Source organism: Streptomyces sp. NPDC014864 (genome assembly GCF_043081525.1).
GTDB lineage: Bacteria > Actinomycetota > Actinomycetes > Streptomycetales > Streptomycetaceae > Streptomyces.
In genome coordinates this window covers 158,509-178,776 of record NZ_JBIBWT010000002.1, presented here as the reverse complement: position 1 = coordinate 178,776, position 20,268 = coordinate 158,509, and the positions used below count along the sequence as shown (strand labels likewise).

Here is a 20,268-nt window from a genome sequence, read left to right as displayed (position 1 = left end):
ACGACGCACGCCCGCACCGGGTCGCCGGCCCGCGCCGCACGGAGCGCGGCCACGCCGGGAGCGGCGCGGACGGGCCCGGACGCCGACACGCTGGGGCCGACGCGGGACATGTGGGCCACGGAGCTGTCCGGTGGTGCGGCGGCGGGGGTCGCGCGGGCCGCGCCGGTGGCCGTACCGCTGCCGGACACGGCGGCGCCGCACGAGGTGCCCACGGTCCTCACTGCGCATGGCTGCTGGTATCCGTCGGTGGACCCCGGCGGCCGGCACGTCGCGTTCATCTGCGACCGGGGCGGTGTGCCGCAGCTGTGGTCCGGGCCGGTCGACGGCGACGAGGTGCATCTGCTGGACGCCACCCCGGACCCGGTGACCGAGGTCTCCTGGTCCCCCGACGGCCGCTGGATTGCCTACACCACGGCCCCGGGCGGCGGAGAGCTCACCCGGGTGCTGTGCGTACGCCCCGACGGCACCGGGCGGCGCCTCCTGGGCGGCGGTGAGCCGGGAAGCTCGGCGCACCTGGGCTGCTGGCAGCACGACGGCTCGGCCGTCGCCGTGACCGTGGCCGAGTCCCACGTTCCCGGCGAGCCGGCGGGCGAGCGGGACACCTCCGGCACGGCCCACCACGGCGCCACCGGCCCCGGCGCCCCGCACCCCGGCATCGCCCACCCCGGCACCACCCCTCACCCCACGCACCCCGGCATCGCGCACCCCGGCGGCACCCACCCCGGGATCGCCCACCCCCGCACCGCCCATCTCTCCGCGGGCCCCCCTGTCCCCACCCGCCGGGGCGATCCGCAGGCTCCCGCGTCCAACGAGGCGCCGACCCCGGGCCTTCTCGTCGGTGCCCTCGCCACGCCGCGCGGTCCGGCCGTCGACGGGCTCGTCTCCCCGGGGGGCGAGCGGATCGTCTCCCCCGAGACGGCGCCGCCCAAGACGCTGTCGGCCTACCTGATCGACCCGGAGAGCCTGTCCGCCCCGGTGCTGCTGGCCAGCGAACGCGGCGCCGCCACCCTGCGCGTGTGCGACCTGAGCCGGGACGGCCGGCTCGCACTGGTGCGCCGGGGCCCCCGAGGCAACCGCGAGGCCCTCGTCGTCCGGGTCCGCGACCTGCGGGTGACCTGCACACAGCGGGTCGCCGACGGCGATCCCTGGATCGGCGGCTTCTCGCCGGACGGCCGTACCCTCTGGCTGCGCAGCGACCACCGCAGGGAGTACGCGGCCCTCTACGCGGTCCGGCTGGACGCGCGGGGCCGGCGGGAGGACCTGGCCGTGGTGGCGCAACGCGACCACTGTGATCTGGAGTTGCTCGAGCTGGACCGCAACGGCCGGGGCGCCGTGCTCTGCTGGAACGTACGGGGCGTCAGCGAACTGGAGGTCGTCGCGCTGCGCTCCCCCGGAGCTCAGGACGGGCGTACCGGGGCCTCCGGGGACACCGCGGTGGAGGCGCCCCCCTCACCGCCGCGTCCCGGCGGGATCGCGGTCCCCGGCGCGACGGTGGGCCCGCCGCGCGCCGTGACGCTGCCGCACGAGGTGGTCACCCGGGTGGCCGCCCTGGCCGACCCGGACGCCCCGGTCGTGGCCCTGTCCGGTTCGCAGCGCCGTCCCGGCGTGTGGTGGCTGCCCCAGGGCGCCGCGCTGCGCACCCCCTGGTCGGCCGCCGACCGGGACACGGTCCCCGGGCCCCGGCCGCCGGTGCGGCCGGTGCCGATGCATCCGCTTGCCCGGGACGGGCTGACGCTCGGCGGCTGGTACTACCGGGCGCCGGGCCGCTCCCCCGGCGAGCCGGCGCCGTGCGTGGTGCATCTGCACGGCGGCCCCGAGGAGCAGGAGCGGCCGGAGTTCCACCCGCTCTACCACGAGTTGCTGGGCCGGGGGCTGGACGTCTTCGCCCCGGACGTGCGCGGCTCCTCGGGGCACGGCCGCTCCTTCGTCGACGCGGACCTCGGCACGGGGCGGTTCGCCGCCATCGACGACGTGGCCGACTGCGCGGCCCACGTGGTCCTTGCGGGCCTCGCCGATCCGCGCCGGCTGGCCGTGATGGGACGCTCGTACGGGGGCTACCTCACGATGGCGTCGCTGGTGTGGCATCCGGACCTGTTCCGCACCGGTGTCGCGGTCTGCGGGATCTCGGACTTCGCGACCTTCTTCGCGGGCACCGAGCCGTGGATCGCCGAGTCGGCCGCCCACAAGTACGGGCATCCGGACCGCGACCGCGACCTGCTGCGCGCCCTGTCGCCGATGAGCCGGGTGGACGCGCTGCGCGTCCCGGTGCTCGCCGTGCACGGCGAGCACGACACCAACGTGCCGCCGGGCGAGTCCGAACAGTTCGTCCGGGCGGCCCGGGAGCGCGGGCTGGAGGCGGAGATTTTGGTCCTGCGCGAGGAGGGCCACGACTTCCGGCGCGCGGACAACCGCCGTCTGTTCCGCAGGACCGCCGCCGACTGGATGGAGCGGCACCTCGGCTAGCGCCCCCTCAGGCGGCCGCATCCGGGCCGCCGGTGGCATCCGGGTGGTCGGCGGGAGGGGACGGCGACGGGGGCCTGCCTTCTGCTCCGTCCGGGTGGCGCACGGGGCTCCGGGCCGGTCCCACGATCGGCATTCGTTCCCCGCGCGATGCCCGTCGAGGGCGTCACGGACACGCTGCGGGTCGACCCCACCACGCCGAGTCACCAGCCTCGCCCGATTGCCGAACTGCCCGGCGCCCGCCCGGGAATTGACCGCAGGGGGGCGATTCCGGCCGGACGATTCCGGTCGGGGGCGCGGGCGTTGTGCGGGTCGCACGCTCGAGATGCCGACTCGTCGACGGGCGGCTAGCGTCTGTAAGTGAGAGCCGCAACGGGGGCACGCCCCGTCCGGCAGGTCCTCCAACGGGGGCCGTGGTCGCAGCGTCCGCCCACGGATCCGTCCGTGGCTGGCACGGCGGCGTCGGAAGCCGAGACGTGCTTCTTCACAACAGACATGCGGCGACGCCTACGACCGCGCCGCGCCTTTCCCCAGAGGGCGGTGGCGGCCATCCACCTCGCGCCCGCACCTCGCGCGAGACGATGGACAGAAAGGTATTCCCATGCGAGCACAGCGCGTGAAGCGTCTCTTCGCGGTCTCGGCGGCCGGCGTTCTGATGGCCGGTGGCGCCGCCATCGGCACGGCCGGGACCGCTTCGGCCACCACCCAGAGCCACAGCATCCACCACTCCAGCCACTACAACCACCACTACCGCTACTGCGGTTACTGGAACAACTGGTGGTGGGACGACGACGACTGCTACTACTACCGCCACCACCGTCACCACCGTCACCACTACTACGACTACTGGTGGTACGGGTACGGCAACCACGGGTACGGCAACCACGGGTACGGCAACCACGGGTACGGCGACCACGGTGGCGGCTACGGTGGCGGCTACGGTGGCGGCGACCACGGCGGCGGCTACGGAGGCGGCGGGGGCTACGGAGGCGGCCATGGAGGTCGCTGACCCCGGCACCCACTGACATCACGGTGTGCGGCTCCTTCCCCGGAGTCGCACACCGTGCCACGTCAGGCACCGTGGCGCCCCGCGGCACATGGTGACAAGGTGTCAAAATCTGCCAGGCATACAGCTTGCGCCACCGGGCGGCAGTGCACCCTCCGTCGCCCGACACGCTCGGGTCCGGAGGCAGGCCATGGAACATCAGGCCGCGGCTGAGGAGGCGTCACCGAGGACCGTGGGCACGAGCGGCGTCTTCTACTCGTTCGCTCCCTGGCTCATCTTCGGCGTCGTCGCCAGTCCCAGCACCTGGGAGTACGCGGCTCTGGCCGCGCTGGTCGCCGCGCTCGGCCTGTCCGGCCGGGATTTCGCCAGTGGCCGGTTCTACCTGCTCGACATGACGGGCATCGCCTTCTTCGCCGTGCTGGCGGTGCTCGCGCTCGCCCTCGACCGGCGACAGCTCTACGGGCTGGAGGACTACGCGCAGGTCATCGCCAATGGTGTGGTGGCGCTGGTGGCCTTCGCCTCGCTGTTCTTCGACCCGTTCACCGCGCAGTACGCCCGGCAGAGCACACCGCCTCATCTGTGGCACTCCCCCATCTTCCGGCACGTCAACATCGTCCTCACCGCGACCTGGGGAGCGGTGTTCGCCGCCATGGCCGTCCTGAGCTGGCTGGCTCTGCTTGTCCCGTCCGCGGACGACTGGCTCAACTGGGTCCTCCCCGTGGTCCTGCTGATCTGGGCGATCAAGTTCACCCAGCGCTATCCGGGCGCCTACCGTGCCCGGGCCCTCGCGAACCAGTCCGTCACCCCGTCCTGAGCCGCCCCGCGCGCCGCGGCCGACAGGGCGGGGAAGGCTCACGGTGGCACGGAGCGCAGGGCGCGCAGCACGGCCCAGACGACCGAGACGAACGGGACGGCGACGACGGCACCGATGACGCCCGCGACGATACTGCCCGCGATGACGGCGACGGCGACGACGAGCGGATGGAGCCGGACCGCCCAGCTCATCACCAGCGGATGCAGCACGTGCCCCTCCAGCTGGCCGATGACCACGATGAGCACGAGCACCGCCGCGGCCGTGAGCGGGCCGCGCCCGGCGAGGGCGACCACCGTGGCCACCCCGAGCGCCACCGGGGAGCCGACCAGCGGGACGAACGTGGCGAAGAACTCCAGCAGCGTCAGCGGCAGCGCGAGCGGCACCCGCAGCACGAACAGCCCGATGCCGACGAGTACGGCGTTGGTGGCGGCCACGATGATGATGCCGCGCGTGTACCCGGCGAACGTCCCCCAGGCCGCGCGCCCGGCCCGGTCCCAGGCCGCGCGGGCGGGGGCGGGCAGCAGCTGGTCGCGCCCCCAGGCCCACAGGCCCTCGCCGGAGTGGATGAAGAAGACGGAGGCGAAGAGGGCGAGCGCGCCTCCGGTGATCACTTCGATGATCCGGCCGAATCCGCTGACGGCGCTGCTGAGCAGTCTGCCCCGGTGGGTGGAGAGGTAGGACAGGAGCTGGCGCTGGAGCTCGGAGAGCGTGCCGGGGCCGAGCCGGAACGGCGGGCGCTGGAGCCACCGGTCGATCTGGCGCACGCCGCCGCGGAACTCTCCGGCCAGCCGGGCCGACTCGCCCGCCACCGCGTTGCCGACCAGGGCGAGCACGGCGAACAGGACCAGCATGCTGCCGACGAGGGCGACGGCGACGCTCAGCGATCTCGGCAGCCGGCGGTTCAGCAGGTCGGCCAGGGGGCGCAGGACCGAGGTGATGACGAGGGCGAGGAACAGGGCCACGGCGACGAGCTGGAAGCGGCCGAGGACGGTGAAGACGCCGTAGACGACGACACCGACGAGGATGAGCCGCCAGGCGTAGGCGGCGGCGATCCGCAGCCAGGGCACCGTGAACTCGGCCGCCGAGGGAACCGCGCGGGTGCGGGGGCGCGGTCCGATCCGCACGGCGTGCGGGGGCCGGCTGCCCAGCACCTCTCCACCGGGCCGGCGTGCCCGGCCCCGCCCGGCCGCCGGGCCGCCCGCATCCACCACCACGCCTCCCGTTGCCGACCGGCAGTCACCTCACGTCACGTCACTTCTAGAGCACGGTAAGCACAAGCCGGGTGGGCTGCGCGGCGCGGCGCGTCCGGGTGGGCGAGCGCCGGACGGTCAGCGGGCGGCTCGGGTGTGGTGTGCCGCAGGTGGGCGTCGACCAGGGCGAAGGTGGCGTCGGGCCGCTCGACCTGCGGCAGGTGCCCGGCCTCCGGAACGACCTCCAGCCGGCCGTCCTGGAAGGCGCGGGTGCTCGCCTCGTGCTTCGCCGCGCTGTCCGGGCGGGAGCGCGCCGATCTGCTCGGTCTGCTGCGGCGCCTCACGGCCGACGTGGAGGGGTGAGCGCCACTTCGCCGTCCATTCCGGCGGGACGAGCGCCGCTACGGCGTCCGCTGCGGAGGGCCGGGCAGCGTCCCGGCGTCCGCTGCGGAGGGCCGGACGGCGCTACGGCGTCTGCTCCGCCACGAGTTCCGGGCCGTTGTTGCGCACGTTGTTGACGGCCGTGGAGACGGGCCGGGCGTCCAGGTGCCCGCCCGCCGGCGGGCCGAGCAGTTCGCGCAGTCCGGCGACGTCCTCGTGCCGCGGGTCGAGCCAGGCGTCGTAGTGGTCCGGGCTGAGGGCGAGCGGCATCCGGGGATGGACGCGGCCGGCCGCGTCGGTGGCCTCGGTGGTGATGATGGTGCAGGTCACCAGCCAGGCGGCGGGGTCGTCGTCCCGCGCGACCGCCGGGTCGCGCCAGTACTCGTACAGCCCGGCGAACGCCATGAGCCCCCCGTCCTCGGGGTGGATGTAGTACGGCTGCTTGCGCACCCTGCCGGTGTCCGGCGCCTCGATCCGCTCCCATTCGTAGAAGCCGTCGGCGGGCAGCAGGCAGCGGTGCCGGCGGAAGGCGCGGCGGAAGGCGGGCTTCTCGTGCACGGTCTCCACCCGCGCGTTGATCATCCGTGCGCCGGTCTTCACGTCCTTCGCCCAGGAGGGCACCAGCCCCCAGCGCAGCGGACGCAGCTCCCGGCGGGGCCGCCCGTCGCCGTCCCCGCGCGGGGCACGCTCCAGGACGGCCCAGACGTCGTCCGTCGGGGCCACGTTCCAGCTCGGCGCGAGCGTCTCCTCGGGGCGCCACTCGGTGACCCCGAAGTGCTGGACCAGGTCCTCGGGACGGCGGGTGGAAGCGTAGCGGCCGCACATGCCGCCAGGGTGCCACGGGAGGGCGGCCGCCGTGCGGGACGCCCCGCCGGGCGGGCGTACCGGGGGGGGGCGGCGACGTCCCGCCGGGCGGGCGGACCGGTCAGTGGGCGGCGACGCCCCGCTCGTGGAACTGACGCCGGACCCGCTCGGTCAGCGCCGGGTCCGGGACCGGGTTGTGGCGCAGCGGGAAGGGGATGCCGAGGGCCTCGTACTTGGCCGCCCCGAGCTTGTGGAAGGGCAGTACGTCGACCCGTTCGACGCTGTCCAGGCCGGCCACGAAGCGGGCGAGGCCGTCGACCGCCTCCGGGTCGTCCGTCCAGCCGGGGACCAGGACGTAGCGGATCCAGGTGCGGACGCCAAGCCGGTCCAGGCGGGTGGCGAAGTCGAGGGTCGGGGACAGCGCGCCGCCGGTGAGTCTGCGGTAGGTGGCCACGTCGAAGGACTTGACGTCCAGCAGCACCAGATCGGTGTCGGCGAGCATCCCGTCCGTGGCCCGCGCCCCGAGGAGTCCGGAGGTGTCGAGGGCCGTGTGCAGTCCCTCCTCCTTGCAGCGGCGCAGGACCGCCCCGGTGAAGGCCGGCTGGAGCAGCGGTTCCCCACCGGTGAGGGTGACCCCTCCGCCCGCGGTGGTGACGAAGTCGCGGTACCCGCCGATCTCGGCCATCACCTCGTCCACCGTGGCCCGGCGTCCGTCCCGCATGTGCCAGGTGTCGGGGTTGGCGCAGTACAGGCAGCGCAGCGGGCAGCCGCTGACGAAGAGCACGAACCGGGTCCCGGGACCGTCCACGCCGGTGGACAGGTCCCAGGAGTGGATCCGGCCGGTGAGCGCGCCGGGCACGGCGGTCACAGCGATCCGTGGAAGGTGCGGCTGATCACGTCGAGCTGCTGCTCCCGGGTCAGGCGGACGAAGTTGACGGCGTAGCCGGAGACCCGGATGGTCAGCTCGGGGTACTTCTCCGGGTGCTCCATCGCGTCCTCCAGGGTGCCCCGGTCCAGCACGTTGACGTTCATGTGGAAGCCGCCCGCCGACATGTAGGCGTCGAGGATGCCGGCCAGATGGCCCGCGCGCTCGGCGGGCACGTGTCCCAGTCCCTCGGGGGTGATCGTCGTGGTCAGCGAGATCCCGTCCCGGGCCTGCTCGTACGGCAGCTTCGCCACCGACAGCGCCGAGGCGGCGACCCCGTGCCGGTCGCGGCCGTTCATCGGGTTGGCGCCGGGCGCGAAGGGCTGTCCGGCGCGGCGGCCGTCGGGGGTGTTGCCGGTGTGCCTGCCGTAGACCACGTTGGAGGTGATGGTCAGCACGGACTGGGTGTGCTCGGCGTCCCGGTAGGTGGGGTGCCGGCGCACCTTCGCCATGAACGACTCCACCAGGCCGACGGCGAGCCGGTCGGCGCGGTCGTCGTTGTTGCCGTACGCCGGGTACTCCCCCTCGACGGCGTAGTCGACGGCGAGCCCGGTCTCGTCCCGGATCACCCTGACCCGGGCGTGCCGGACGGCGGACAGGCTGTCCGCGGCGACCGACAGGCCGGCGATGCCGCAGGCCATGAAGCGGTGCACGGGGTGGTCGTGCAGGGCCATCTCGACGCGCTCGTAGGCGTACTTGTCGTGCATGTAGTGGATGACGTTGAGCGCGTCGACGTAGGTCTCGGCCAGCCAGTCCAGCACGCGGTCGTACGCCGCCGAGAGCTCCTCGTAGTCCAGGTACTCCCCCTGCAACGGCTGCATGACAGGGGCGACCTGATCTCCCGTCATCTCGTCACGGCCGCCGTTGACCGCGTAGAGCAGGGCCTTGGCGAGGTTGACCCGGGCGCCGAAGAACTGCATCTGCCGGCCGACCGCCATGGCCGAGACACAGCAGGCTATCGCGGTGTCGTCGCCGGTCCGCGGGCGCGTCAGGTCGTCCGACTCGTACTGGACGGCGCTGGTGTCGATGGAGACCCGCGCGCAGAACTCCTTGAACCCGGCGGGCAGTCGGGGCGACCACAGCACGGTCAGATTGGGCTCGGGGGCCGGTCCCAGGTTGTACAGGGTCTGCAGGAAGCGGAAGGAGGTGCGGGTGACCAGGGTGCGGCCGTCGGCGCCGATGCCGCCGACGGACTCCGTCACCCAGGTGGGGTCGCCGGAGAACAGGGCGTCGTACTCGGGCGTGCGCAGGAACCGCACGATGCGCAGCTTGATGACGAAGTCGTCGATCAGTTCCTGGGCGCGGCTCTCGTCGATGACGCCCTCCGCCAGGTCGCGCTGGAGGTAGACGTCGAGGAACGTCGAGGTGCGGCCCAGCGACATGGCGGCGCCGTTCTGCTCCTTCACGGCGGCGAGGTAGCCGAGGTACAGCCACTGCACCGCCTCGCGCGCGGTGGCGGCGGGGCGCGTGACGTCGCAGCCGTAGGAGGCCGCCATCCGCGTGAGCTCGCCCAACGCCCTGATCTGCTCGGCGAGCTCCTCGCGGTCGCGGATGACGTGCTCGGTGGAGGGGCGGGCGTCCAGCAGCGCACGCTCCGCACGCTTGGCCTCGATCAGCCGGTCGGTGCCGTACAGCGCGACACGCCGGTAGTCGCCGATGATCCGGCCGCGGCCGTAGGCGTCCGGCAGGCCGGTGACGATCCCCGCCTTGCGGGCGGCCCGCATCGCCGGGGTGTAGGCGTCGAAGACGCCGTCGTTGTGGGTCTTGCGGTACGTGCCGAAGACCTCGGTGACGAAGGGGGCGGGCTCGTACCCGTACGCCTTCAGGCTGTTCTCCACCATGCGCAGACCGCCGTTGGGCATGATCGCCCGCTTCAGCGGCGCGTCGGTCTGCAGGCCGACGATCAGCTCCCGGTCCCGGTCGATCCAGCCGGGGGCGTGCGAGGTGATGGTCGACGGGGTGGCGGCGTCGACGTCGAGGACGCCCTTGCGGCGCTCCTCGGGGAACAGCGCGCTGACCTTCCCCCACACGGCCAGGGTGCGCTCGGTGGGGCCGGCCAGGAACTCCGGACCGCCCTCGTACGGCGTGTAGTTGGCCTGGACGAAGTCACGGACGTCGACGCGTGCGCGCCACTCGGTCCCGGCGAAGCGCCGCCAGGCCTCGGCGGTACGGGGGCCGGCTGTCACCGTCGCGGTCATCACGGGGTCCTCTCCCTGAGCGCTTGTCTCACCGTCGATCCTCGTCGTCCGCGCCGATCACGTGGAGTGCCCAACAGCGCCGCGTGCCACCCCCAACGGCCCCTGCCGCGGGGGACCTTCGGCCCGTGCGGGACCCGCCCGCCGGTCAGCCGACGGCCAGGTCGGGGCGGACCAGCGTGCCCGACCTGCCGTGCACGATCTCGTAGGCGGCGTCGAGGGCGCCGATCGCGGCGAGGGCTCCGGTGCCCGCCACGAAGCGGGCGGCCGCCTCGGCCTTGGGCCCCATCGTGTCGTCGGCGTAGTGGCCGGCCCGCAGCTGCCCGGGCGTGGCATCGAGGAGGGGCCGCTGGCCGGGCGTGCCGAAGTCCGCGTAGACGTTCGGGACGTCGGTCAGGATCAGCAGGAAGTCGGCCTTGAGGTCCTGGGCGAGCCGCGCGGCGGCGAGGTCCTTGTCGACGACGGCGTCGGTGCCGCCCAGGACGCCCCGGTCGCCGGTCACGCAGACGCCTCCGCCGCCCGAGCAGACGACCAGGGTGCCGCTGCCGAGCAGCTCCTGGACGGTCTCCGTCTCCAGGATCCGCTCGGGGGACGGTGAGGGGACGACCCGGTGCCAGCCGCCGCGGCCGTCCTCGGCGATGTGCCAGCCGCGGAACCGGGCGAAGGCATGGGCCAGTTCGCGGGGGTAGGAGGGGCCGATGGGCGTGCTCGGACGGGCGAACGCCCGGTCGTCACCGCGCACCACGGTGTGCGTGACGAGCGCGGCGACCCGCTGTCCGGGCAGCGCGTCGTGCAGGGCGCGGGCCAGCAGGGAGCCGATCATGCCCTGGGTCTGGGCGGTGAGCAGATCCAGCGGATACGGGGCGGACAGCTCGGGGTCGACCGTGGTCTCCTCGGCGAGCAGGCCGAGCTGCGGCCCGTTGCCGTGGGTGACCACGAGGTCGTGCTCGTGGGCCAGGGGGGCGATCGCGGTGGCCACCCGGATGACGTTCGTCCGCTGGACGTCCCCGTCCGGGCGGTCGCCGCTCAGCAGCAGGGCGTTGCCGCCGAGGGCGATGACGATGCGCATGGATCTCGGTCCTTCTGGTGCTCGGAGGTGCGGGTGGCTCAGGCGTGCGGGACCACGGCCACCGGGGCGGTCACGTGGTGCAGTACCGCGTGCGCGACGGGCCCGGTGTGGGCGCCGATGCGGCCGCCGTCGGTGCGGCGGCCCACCACCACCAGACCGGCGCCGGTGGCGGCGCGCACCAGTTCCGCTCCGGGTCGTCCTTCGACGACGGTCCGGGTCACCGGGACGCCGGGGTACTTCTCGCACCAGGGACGCAGCACCGCGGTGACGGCACGCTCCTCGGCCGCGAGCACCTCGGGCCCGGCCGCCGGGCCCGGCGCTGCGCCGGGGCCCGGGCCGGGACCGGCGGGCGGCGCCCTGAAGGCGTGCACGACGCGCAGGCCGGTGTCGCGCCGCCGGGCGGCGTCGAAGGCGAACTGGAGCAGTTCGTCGCAGGGGTGGGCGGTGTCCAGGCCGAGGACGACCGCGCGGAACGGGGTCTGCGGTATCTCCTCCGGGGCCACCCCGTCGACGGCCGGCAGGTGCTCGGCGGCGGTGCTCTGCCCGGCCCGTACCAGCACCACCGGGCAGGGGGCGCGGCCCACCACGCGATGGGAGACCGAGCCGGTCACGAAGCCCGTCACGCTGCCGAGTCCGAGCGAGCCGAGCACCAGCAGCTCCGCCTCGCCGGCCGCCTCGAGCAGCGCGGAGACCGGGGTGTCGCGCACCAGGCGCCGGGTGATCTCCAACCCGGGATGCGCGGCGTGCACGCTGTGCACGGCCTCCTTCAGCACCACCTCGGCCCATCCGCGTTCGCTGGTGCCCAGGGGCACGTACGGCGCCGGGCGGGGGTGCGGGAACCAGGCGTGCACGAGGGTGAACCCGGCGCCCCGGCGCAGTGCCTCCTGGCCCGCCCAGTGCGCGGCCGCCAGACTTTCGGGGGATCCGTCGATCCCCGCCGTGACGTTCCGAAGCATGACCTGCCCCTCCCGGGTCCGGGCCCGTGGGCCCTCCTGTGTACCGAGCCTGCGGCGCGAGACGGCTCGCGCCCAAGGGCCGCACAGTCCTCCCCTGGGTCCTTTGGTCCCGGCCGGCGGGCGGCCCGTGCCCCGGGCCGGGGCCGACCGGCCCCCCGCCCGGGACACCCGGCACCTCCCCGGCCCCGGCGGCCCGGCAGACGCTGGAACGGACGGGGCCCGCAGAGCTGAGGAGCGCAGCGTCATGGTCCGTTACGTGTACGACTTCACGGAGGGCGGCCGTGACCAGGCCGGCCTGCTCGGCGGCAAGGGCTCGAACCTGGCCGAGATGACCCGGCTGGGGCTGCCCGTCCCCCCGGGGTTCACCCTCACCACCGACGCGTGCCGGGTCTTCCTCGCCACCGGGGCCGAGCCCGACGGCATGGCGCGCGAGGTCTCCGAGCACCTGGCGGCCGTGGAGAGCGCGGCCGGACGACGGCTCGGGCAGCCGGACGACCCGCTGCTGCTGTCGGTGCGCTCGGGAGCACGGTTCTCCATGCCGGGCATGATGGAGACCATCCTCGACATCGGCCTCAACGACGACTCGGTGCTGGGCCTGGCCAAGGTCTCCGGGAACGAGCGCTTCGCCTGGGACTCATACCGCCGTCTCGTGCAGATGTTCGGCAGCACGGTCATGGGCGTGGACGGTGCCCTCTTCGAGCAGGCCCTCGCCCTGCTCAAGGACCTGCGCGGCGCTCCCGACGACGTGCACCTCGACGCCGCCGACCTGGCCCAGCTGGTGGAGACGTACAAGAACCTGATCCACCTGGAGACGGGCGAGTACTTCCCGCAGTCCCCCGCCGAGCAGCTGCGCCGGGCGATCCTCGCCGTCTTCCGGTCCTGGAACGCCGAGCGGGCCCGGCTGTACCGGCGGCGCGAGCACATCCCCGACGACCTCGGCACCGCGGTGAACGTGCAGCGCATGGTCTTCGGCAACCTCGGCCCCGACTCCGGCAGCGGCGTCGCCTTCACCCGCGACCCGGCCACCGGACGCCCCGGTCTGTACGGCGACTACCTGCAGAACGCCCAGGGCGAGGACGTCGTCTCGGGCATCCGCAACACCGTCTCCCTGACCGACCTGGAACGCCTGGACCCGCGGTCGTACGCACAGCTGCGCGAGCACATGGAGACGCTGGAGCGGCACTACCGGGACCTGTGCGACATCGAGTTCACCATCGAACGCGGCACGCTGTGGATGCTGCAGACCCGGGTGGGCAAGCGCACCGCCGAGGCCGCCTTCGCCATCGCCGCCGAGCTGACCGACGAGGGGCTCGTCACCGCCGACGAGGCCCTGGCCCGGGTGAGCGGCGAGGAACTGGCCCGGCTGATGTTCCCGCGCTTCGACTCCACCGCGACCGGTGAGCCGCTCGCCCACGGCATCGCGGCCTCACCCGGCGCGGCGGTCGGCGCGGCCGTCTTCGACTCCGCCGAGGCGGTACGGCGGGCCGCGGCCGGTGACAAGGTGGTCCTGGTACGGCAGGAGACCACCCCGGACGACCTGCCCGGCATGGTCGCCGCGCAGGCGGTGCTCACCAGCCGGGGCGGCAAGACCAGTCACGCGGCGGTCGTCGCCCGCGGCATGGGCAAGGTGTGCGTGTGCGGGGCGGAGGAACTCGCCGTCGACACCGGGGCCCGGCGTCTGACCACCCGGGACGGCACCGTCGTCGAGGAGGGCACGGTGCTCTCGGTGGACGGCTCCGCCGGCGCGGTCTACCTGGGCACGGTGCCCCTGGCCGACTCCGCGGTCATCCGGTACCTGGAGGACGGTGCCGTGGACGAGGCCTCGGCGCCGGTGGTCGACGCGGTCGCCCGCGCCCTGGACCGGGCGGACACCGTCAGCCGGCTGGAGGTGCGGGCCAACGCCGACACCCCCGAGGACGCCGCCCGGGCGCGGCGGTTCGGGGCCCGCGGCATCGGCCTGTGCCGCACCGAGCACATGTTCCTGGGCGAGCGCCGCAAGCTGGTCGAGGAGATGATCCTGGCCGTCTCGGACGCCGAGCGGGACCGCGCGCTTCAGGCTCTGCTGCCGCTCCAGCGGCAGGACTTCGCCGGGATCCTGGAGGCGATGGACGGCCTGCCGGTCACCATCCGGCTGCTGGACCCGCCGCTGCACGAGTTCCTGCCCGACCGCACCGAGCTGGCCACCCGTATCGCGGCGACCGAGGCGCGCGGCGACCGGCCCGACCCGCACGACGCCGAACTGCTCGACGCCGTGAACCGGATGCACGAGGAGAACCCGATGCTGGGCCTGCGGGGCGTGCGCCTGGGCCTGGTGGTGCCCGGACTGGTCGCCATGCAGGTGCGCGCCGTCGCGGAGGCCGTGGTGGCCCGCACCCGGGCCGGCGGCGCGCCCCGGGCCGAGATCATGGTCCCGCTGGTCGGGGACGTCACGGAGCTGCGGCTGGTGCGCGAGGACGTGGCGCGGGTGCTGGCCGAGGTCTCCGAGGAGTCCGGTGCGGCGGTCGGCTGCCCGGTCGGCACCATGATCGAACTGCCCCGGGCGGCGCTCACGGCGGGCAGGATCGCCGAGGAGGCTGAGTTCTTCTCCTTCGGCACCAACGACCTGACCCAGACCACCTGGGGGTTCTCCCGCGACGACGTGGAGGCCGCGTTCTTCTCGGCCTACCTCGACAAGGGCGTCTTCCCCGCCTCGCCGTTCGAGACGATCGACCGCGACGGCGTGGGCCGCCTGGTCCGGATCGCCGTCGAGGAGGGCCGCGCCACCCGCCCGGACCTGAAGATCGGCGTCTGCGGCGAGCACGGCGGCGACCCCGAGTCCGTGCACTTCTTCCACACCGCCGGTCTGGACTACGTCTCCTGCTCGCCGTTCCGGGTGCCGGTGGCGCGCCTGGAGGCCGGGCGGGCCGCGCTGGAGGGAACCGACGTGAGCGACACCAGGTGAGCGGGACCCCCGGCCCCGGCCCCCGGGTCGGCCGGCCCTGGGGCCGGGGCGGGGACACGCGGCAGTCTTGAGCCGCTGCCCGAACGATCAGAAGGAGTGGAGCACATGACTGCCAGGGACTTCGGCACCGGCGACGACACCGGCGCCGTACGGGTGCGGGCCGAGGGCGACGTCGACGAGCAGGCACTCGCGTACGTCCGGGAGAAGGTCGGCGCCGCGCTCGACCGTCCCGGACTGCCGCCCGTCAGCGGCGAGGTGCGTATCGCGCGGGCGGCCGCGCCCCACACCGAGCAGCCCTGGTCGGCCGGGGCCGAGATCCGGGTGGGAAGCGACCTGGTGGTCGTCCGCGCCCGCGAGGGGAGCGCCCGGGAGCTGGCCGACCGGCTGCAGGACCGGCTGCGCAACCGGACGGACCGGGCCGCCCACCGCTCGGACACCGCCCGCAGGGCGGCCACGCCGCCGCCGTGGCGCGGCGGTCCGGAGCGCTAGGCCGTGACCGCGACTCGGCAGGGCGGGGAGGGGCGGGTGCCCCTCCCTCTCTGCCTTCCGTTCGAGGAGAACCTGCCGTGACTTCCCAGACCGTCGGCGAAGTGATGACCAGTGAGGTGGTCCACGCCGACCGCAGAACGCCGTTCAAGGAAGTGGTCCGGCTGCTGGACGACCACCGCATCAGCGGGCTGCCCGTGGTCGACCACGACGACAAGGTGCTCGGGGTGATCTCAGGGACCGACCTCATGCGCGAGGCGGCCCGGACAGGCCGGGCGCCGGGCGCGGTCACGGCGCAGGACCTGATGTCGACGCCCGCGATCACCGTGCACCCCGAGCAGCCGGTCCCGGACGCCGCCCGGGCGATGGAGCGGCACGGCATCGAGCGGCTGCCCGTGGTGGACGAGGAGGACCGCCTCATCGGCATCGCCACCCGGCGCGACCTGCTGCGGGTGTTCCTGCGGACGGACGACGACATCCGCCGGCAGGTCGCCGACGACGTGGTGACCGGGGAACTGGGACTGGCGCCGGAGGAGGTCGCGGTCTCCGTCCGGGACGGCGTCGTCACCCTCGACGGGCGGGTGGAGCTGCGCAGCGACATCCCGCTGGCCCTGCACCTGTCGTGGCGGGTGGACGGCGTCATCGGCGTGGTCAACGACCTGTCGTACCGGGTCGACGACTGCTGACCGGCGGCCCGCACGCCCGTCTCCGGGACCGTCACGCGGGGGCACGCCCGCCCCGGGCCCGGCCGTACGCCCGGCTCCAGGACCGTCACGCGGGGGCACGCCCTTCCCCGGGCCCGGCCCGCGCGCACGCCTCCGGGGCCGGGCCGGACGGCCCCCCGGAACCGGGACGGACGGGCTCGGGAGGGGACCTTCGGTGTCTGGGGCCGGGGGGCGTCCGGCGGGACGGTGGAGTCAGGGAGTGGTACCGGTCCCCCGCGTGCCGCTCCCTTCCGTATGCCGCCGCGGATCCACGGCGACCCGAGAGTGGAGGCACACCCCCATGACCCGACACGACGCCGGGACCGAGGCCGCGATCGCCGCCGAGGCGCGCTCCGACACCGCGGTCGCCGCCGAGGCGCCCTCCGACACCGCGGTCGCCGTCGACCGACTGGTCACGGCCGGTCTCAAGGCGCTCGCCGACTACGACGCCCTCACCCAGGAGCAGGTCGACCACATCGTCAGGAAGGCCTCGGTCGCCGCGCTCGACCGGCACACCGCGCTGGCGCGCCTCGCGGTGGAGGAGACCGGCCGCGGGGTGTTCGAGGACAAGGCCGCGAAGAACATGTTCGCCTGCGAGCACGTCACGCACAGCATGGGCCCCATGAGGACCGTCGGGGTCATAGCGCGGGACGACATCGAGGACATGGTCGAGATCGCGGAACCGGTCGGGGTGGTCTGCGCGGTCACACCGGTCACCAACCCGACCTCCACCACGATCTTCAAGGCGCTGCTGGCGCTGAAGACCCGCAACCCGATCGTCTTCGCCTTCCACCCCTCCGCGCAGCGGTGCAGCGCCGAGGCGGCCCGGACGGTGCGCGACGCCGCCGTCGCCGCGGGCGCTCCCGAGCACTGCGTGCAGTGGATCGAGTCCCCGTCCGTGGAGGCCACGCGCACCCTCATGCACCACCCGGGGGTCTCGCTGATCCTGGCCACCGGCGGCAACGCGATGGTCAAGGCCGCCTACTCCGCGGGCAAGCCGGCCCTCGGCGTCGGCGCCGGGAACGTGCCGGCGTACGTCCACCGCGACGCCAGGCTCCGCCGGGCCGTCAACGACCTGGTCCTGTCCAAGTCCTTCGACAACGGCATGATCTGCGCCTCCGAACAGGCCGTCATCCTCGACTCCGCCATCTACGACGCGGCGCTGGCCGAGTTCCGGACCCTGCACGCCCATCTGGCCACCGCCGAGGAGAAGGCGAAGCTGGAGGGCTTCCTCTTCCCCGCCGCCGGTGCCGTCGGCGGCGGCTGCGAGCCCCGGGTCAACTCCGCCGCCGTGGGCCGCAGTCCGGCCTGGATCGCCGAAAAGGCCGGATTCTCCGTGCCTCAGGACACCTCGGTGATCCTGGTCGAGGCCGAACGGGTCGGTCCGGACGAGCCGTTGACCCGGGAGAAGCTCTGCCCCGTGCTGGCGGTGCTGCGGGCCGAGGACGAGCGGCGGGGCTTCGACCTGGCCGCCGACATGGTCGCCTTCCACGGCCAGGGCCACAGCGCCGTCATCCACACCGAGGATCCGGAGCTGGCGGAGGCGTACGGCCAGCGGATGAAGACGGTGCGGGTCATCGTCAACGCGCCGTCCTCGCAGGGCGCGATCGGCGGCATCTACAACAGCCTGCTGCCGTCGCTGACCCTGGGCTGCGGCTCCTGGGGCAGCACCTCGGTGTCCAACAACGTCTCGGCCGCCCAACTGCTGAACGTCAAGCGGGTCGGCACCCGCCGCAACAACCTGCAGTGGTTCAAGGTGCCGCCGAAGATCTACTTCGAACCGCAGTCCCTGCGGTACCTGGCCTCCATGCCCGACGTGCACCGCGTCACGATCGTCACCGACGCGACCATGACCCGCCTCGGCTTCGTGGACCGCGTCAACCGCGTGCTGCAACGACGGCACGAGCCGGTCACCGTCCAGGTGATCGACAACGTGGAGCCGGAGCCCAGCATCGACTCCGTACGGCGGGGCGCGCGGCTGATGGGCGACTTCCGGCCGGACACGATCATCGCGCTGGGCGGCGGCTCGCCCATGGACGCGGCGAAGGTGATGTGGCTGCTGTACGAGCAGCAGGCGGCGGGCCGCGACATCGACTTCGCGGACATGCGGCACAAGTTCTCCGACATCCGCAAGCGAGCCTTCCGCTTCCCGGCGCCGGGTGCGCTGGCCCAGCTGGTGTGCGTGCCCACCACCTCAGGCACCGGCGCGGAGGTCACCCCGTTCGCCGTCATCTCCGACCCGGCCAGCGGCAAGAAGTACCCGCTGGCCGACTACGCGCTCACCCCGAGCGTGGCGATCGTCGACCCGCTGCTCGCCACCGCGCTGCCCCCCGCGCTGGCCGCGGACAGCGGCTTCGACGCGCTCACGCACGCCATCGAGGCGTACGTCTCCGTCTACGCCAGCGACTTCACCGACGGGCTCGCCCTGCACGCGATCCGCCTGATCTTCGGCAACATCGAGGCTGCGGTGACCGACCGGGCCGGCCGGCCCGAGGCCCGGGAGAAGATGCACAACGCGGGCACCATCGCGGGCATGGCCTTCGGCAACGCCTTCCTCGGCATCGTCCACGCCATGTCGCACACCCTCGGTGCCACCTTCCACGTCGCGCACGGCCGCACCAACGCGATCCTGCTGCCGCACGTCATCCGCTACAACGGCACGGTCCCGACGAAGCTGACGGGCTGGCCCAAGTACGAGGACTACCGCGCCCCGCAACGCTTCCAGGAAATCGCCGGAGCCCTGGGTCTGCCCGCCGCGACCCCGGAGGAGGGCGTGGAGTCCCTGGCCCGCGCGGTGGAGGAGCTGCGGGACGCCGTCGGGATCGAGCCGGCGTTCCGGGACCTCGGCATCGACGAGCGGTCCTTCCTGGAGGCACTCCCTCAGCAGGCGCTCAACGCCTACGAGGACCAGTGCGCGCCCGCCAACCCGCGGATGCCGATGCTCGCCGACATGGAGGTGCTGATGCGCGCGGCCTACTACGGCTGAGCGGCGGCCGGGCGGCGGCGCCGTCCCGCTGCGGCGGCGATCTCCCGGTGCTCCCGGGTGTCCCTCGAAGCGGCGTTCTCCTCGAAGCGAGGAAGCCGAGCCAGGTCCTTCCGGCCACGGCTCGGCTTCCTCGTGTTCTTCGCGTTCTTCGTGCGACGCGGCGCGGGACGGACGCCCCGGAGGACCGCCGCCGGCTGTCCGTGGCCGCGGCGGCGGTCGTAGGGATCAGTCGTGCGGGACGACCGCGACCGGGGCAGCGGCATGGTGGAGGACCGCGTCGGTGACGGGCCCGATGTGCGCGCCGAGCGCGGCCTGGCGCCCGGCCCGCCCGACGACGAGCAGGGCGGCGTGCCGGGAAGCGTCCACCAGGTGCGAGCCCGCCCGGCCGACGACCGCCTGCGCGGTCACCGGCACGCCGGGGAACTTCCGCTGCCAGGGGCGCAGCACGTCGGCCGGCGCCCCTTCCAGGGGTGCGGGGGCGGTGGCGAGGTCGTCCGCCCGCGGGAAGCCCGCGGCGGAGTCCTCCGCCGCCGGGGTCCGCCCGTGGATCACCCGCAGACCGGCGCCGCGCCGCGCGGCAGCCTCGAAGGCGAACGCGAGGACGGTGTCGTCGGGCCGGTCCGGGTCCACCCCGACCACCACGTCGCCGTCCGTCACCGGTTCGCCGGTTGCGGCGGGGAAGTCGTCCTCGGCCGGACCGGCGGAGGCGTCGGACCGGACCAGGACGACCGGGTGCTCGGTCCGGGCGACCACGGCGCGGCTGACGGAGCCGAGCAGGAGACCGGTGGTCCTGCCCAGGCCGCGCGATCCGAGCACGAGCAGTGCGGCCTCGGAGGCGGCGGCCACCAGCGCCGTCGCGGGGTCCCCGGAGACGCGGGCGGTGTCGATCCGCAGCTCCGGGTGACGGCGCGCGAGGGACGCCCGGGCCTCGGCCATCAGCCGCTCGGACCACTCCGGGTCCGGCGGCACGGCCACGCCGGCCAGGGTGGCGTACGGAGTGGGGACGTGGTCCCAGGCGTGCACGAGACGCAGGGGGACACCGCGCAACAGGGCTTCGCGGGCGGCCCAGTCGGCCGCCGCGGAGCCGGCCCGGCTGCCGTCCAGGCCGGCGACGACGGGCAGGGCAGAGGTGGGGGACATGGAAGCTGACCTCCTTCAGGGGCTGGCTCCACTGTGGTGATCGGCGGCCTGTGACAGCAGGGACCAGAGGTCCTTCCCGGGGCACCGACCGGCCGTCGAAAGGGTGTTCGCCGTCGCCGGATACGCTCCAGGGGTACCCTCGGGGGTCGGCACCGGCCCGGGACGTTCCCGGTCACCGCGGCCCCGCGCGAGCCGGAGATGGTCGACGCGG

General features: G+C 74.1%; 15 protein-coding genes. 7 read left to right on the top strand and 8 right to left on the bottom strand.

Features of this window, described 5'->3' with window-relative positions; translation table 11 throughout:
- Nucleotides 1-108: 108 nt before the first annotated feature.
- The 3 genes from ACF1A5_RS04710 to ACF1A5_RS04700 all read left to right on the top strand — a co-directional run bounded on the left by ACF1A5_RS04710 (nt 109) and on the right by ACF1A5_RS04700 (nt 4,280).
- On the top strand, nt 109-2,463 hold the full coding sequence (locus ACF1A5_RS04710; protein ID WP_392191678.1) for a prolyl oligopeptidase family serine peptidase: 2,355 nt from the start codon (nt 109-111) through the stop codon (nt 2,461-2,463).
- A gap of 598 nt (nt 2,464-3,061) precedes the next feature.
- Nucleotides 3,062-3,469, top strand: coding sequence for a hypothetical protein (locus ACF1A5_RS04705; protein ID WP_392191367.1), 408 nt, complete (start codon nt 3,062-3,064; stop codon nt 3,467-3,469).
- 187 nt (nt 3,470-3,656) lie between these two features.
- Nucleotides 3,657-4,280: a hypothetical protein gene (locus tag ACF1A5_RS04700; RefSeq protein WP_392191366.1), complete on the top strand. Its 624-nt coding sequence runs from the start codon at nt 3,657-3,659 to the stop codon at nt 4,278-4,280.
- 38 nt (nt 4,281-4,318) lie between these two features.
- Here the strand turns inward: ACF1A5_RS04700 and ACF1A5_RS04695 are convergent, their stop codons facing one another.
- The 7 genes from ACF1A5_RS04695 to ACF1A5_RS04665 form a co-directional block, all read right to left on the bottom strand.
- Nucleotides 4,319-5,491: an AI-2E family transporter gene (locus ACF1A5_RS04695; RefSeq protein WP_392191677.1), complete on the bottom strand. Its 1,173-nt coding sequence runs from the start codon at nt 5,489-5,491 to the stop codon at nt 4,319-4,321.
- Nucleotides 5,492-5,526: 35 nt separating this feature from the next.
- Entirely contained in the window at nt 5,527-5,814 is a 288-nt protein-coding gene (locus ACF1A5_RS04690) for an alpha/beta fold hydrolase (protein ID WP_392191365.1), read from the bottom strand.
- A 121-nt stretch (nt 5,815-5,935) separates the two neighbouring features.
- Nucleotides 5,936-6,676, bottom strand: a complete 741-nt coding sequence (locus ACF1A5_RS04685) for an SOS response-associated peptidase (protein ID WP_392191364.1) — start codon at nt 6,674-6,676, stop codon at nt 5,936-5,938.
- A 100-nt stretch (nt 6,677-6,776) separates the two neighbouring features.
- Nucleotides 6,777-7,523, bottom strand: a complete 747-nt coding sequence (gene pflA, locus ACF1A5_RS04680; protein ID WP_392191363.1) for a pyruvate formate-lyase-activating protein — start codon at nt 7,521-7,523, stop codon at nt 6,777-6,779.
- Nucleotides 7,520-9,778, bottom strand: coding sequence for a formate C-acetyltransferase (pflB, locus tag ACF1A5_RS04675; protein WP_392191362.1), 2,259 nt, complete (start codon nt 9,776-9,778; stop codon nt 7,520-7,522). The genes pflA and pflB overlap by 4 nt, the downstream gene beginning before the upstream one ends.
- Nucleotides 9,779-9,923: 145 nt before the next feature.
- Nucleotides 9,924-10,844 (bottom strand): carbamate kinase, encoded by a 921-nt coding sequence (locus ACF1A5_RS04670; protein WP_392191361.1) that lies wholly within the window; start codon nt 10,842-10,844, stop codon nt 9,924-9,926.
- 38 nt (nt 10,845-10,882) lie between these two features.
- Entirely contained in the window at nt 10,883-11,800 is a 918-nt protein-coding gene (locus tag ACF1A5_RS04665) for a universal stress protein (RefSeq protein WP_392191360.1), read from the bottom strand.
- Nucleotides 11,801-12,044: 244 nt separating this feature from the next.
- Between ACF1A5_RS04665 and ppdK the strand changes: the two genes are divergently transcribed.
- The 4 genes from ppdK (at nt 12,045) to adhE (ending at nt 18,917) form a co-directional block, all read left to right on the top strand.
- On the top strand, nt 12,045-14,741 hold the full coding sequence (gene ppdK, locus ACF1A5_RS04660) for a pyruvate, phosphate dikinase (RefSeq protein ID WP_392191359.1): 2,697 nt from the start codon (nt 12,045-12,047) through the stop codon (nt 14,739-14,741).
- A 105-nt stretch (nt 14,742-14,846) separates the two neighbouring features.
- Entirely contained in the window at nt 14,847-15,230 is a 384-nt protein-coding gene (locus ACF1A5_RS04655; RefSeq protein WP_392191358.1) for a hypothetical protein, read from the top strand.
- Between the two features lie 77 nt (nt 15,231-15,307).
- Nucleotides 15,308-15,913, top strand: coding sequence for a CBS domain-containing protein (locus tag ACF1A5_RS04650; protein ID WP_392191357.1), 606 nt, complete (start codon nt 15,308-15,310; stop codon nt 15,911-15,913).
- Nucleotides 15,914-16,232: 319 nt separating this feature from the next.
- Nucleotides 16,233-18,917: a bifunctional acetaldehyde-CoA/alcohol dehydrogenase gene (gene adhE / locus ACF1A5_RS04645; protein ID WP_392191356.1), complete on the top strand. Its 2,685-nt coding sequence runs from the start codon at nt 16,233-16,235 to the stop codon at nt 18,915-18,917.
- Nucleotides 18,918-19,142: 225 nt separating this feature from the next.
- Here the strand turns inward: adhE and ACF1A5_RS04640 are convergent, their stop codons facing one another.
- Nucleotides 19,143-20,057 carry a universal stress protein gene (locus ACF1A5_RS04640; RefSeq protein WP_392191355.1) on the bottom strand — a complete coding sequence of 305 codons (915 nt, stop codon included), beginning with the start codon at nt 20,055-20,057 and terminating at the stop codon, nt 19,143-19,145.
- Between the last annotated feature and the right edge of the window lie 211 nt (nt 20,058-20,268).

What these genes read in the sequence shown, in the direction of transcription:
- ACF1A5_RS04700 (WP_392191366.1), top strand. Translation starts at nt 3,657, where the DNA reads ATGGAACATCAGGCCGCGGCTGAGGAGGCGTCACCGAGGACCGTGGGC.
- pflB (WP_392191362.1), bottom strand. Translation starts at nt 9,778, where the DNA reads ATGACCGCGACGGTGACAGCCGGCCCCCGTACCGCCGAGGCCTGGCGG.
- ACF1A5_RS04670 (WP_392191361.1), bottom strand. Translation starts at nt 10,844, where the DNA reads ATGCGCATCGTCATCGCCCTCGGCGGCAACGCCCTGCTGCTGAGCGGC.
- ACF1A5_RS04640 (WP_392191355.1), bottom strand. Translation starts at nt 20,057, where the DNA reads ATGTCCCCCACCTCTGCCCTGCCCGTCGTCGCCGGCCTGGACGGCAGC.
- ACF1A5_RS04665 (WP_392191360.1), bottom strand. Translation starts at nt 11,800, where the DNA reads ATGCTTCGGAACGTCACGGCGGGGATCGACGGATCCCCCGAAAGTCTG.
- ACF1A5_RS04710 (WP_392191678.1), top strand. Translation starts at nt 109, where the DNA reads ATGTGGGCCACGGAGCTGTCCGGTGGTGCGGCGGCGGGGGTCGCGCGG.
- ACF1A5_RS04705 (WP_392191367.1), top strand. Translation starts at nt 3,062, where the DNA reads ATGCGAGCACAGCGCGTGAAGCGTCTCTTCGCGGTCTCGGCGGCCGGC.
- adhE (WP_392191356.1), top strand. Translation starts at nt 16,233, where the DNA reads ATGACCCGACACGACGCCGGGACCGAGGCCGCGATCGCCGCCGAGGCG.
- ACF1A5_RS04685 (WP_392191364.1), bottom strand. Translation starts at nt 6,676, where the DNA reads ATGTGCGGCCGCTACGCTTCCACCCGCCGTCCCGAGGACCTGGTCCAG.
- ACF1A5_RS04655 (WP_392191358.1), top strand. Translation starts at nt 14,847, where the DNA reads ATGACTGCCAGGGACTTCGGCACCGGCGACGACACCGGCGCCGTACGG.
- ppdK (WP_392191359.1), top strand. Translation starts at nt 12,045, where the DNA reads ATGGTCCGTTACGTGTACGACTTCACGGAGGGCGGCCGTGACCAGGCC.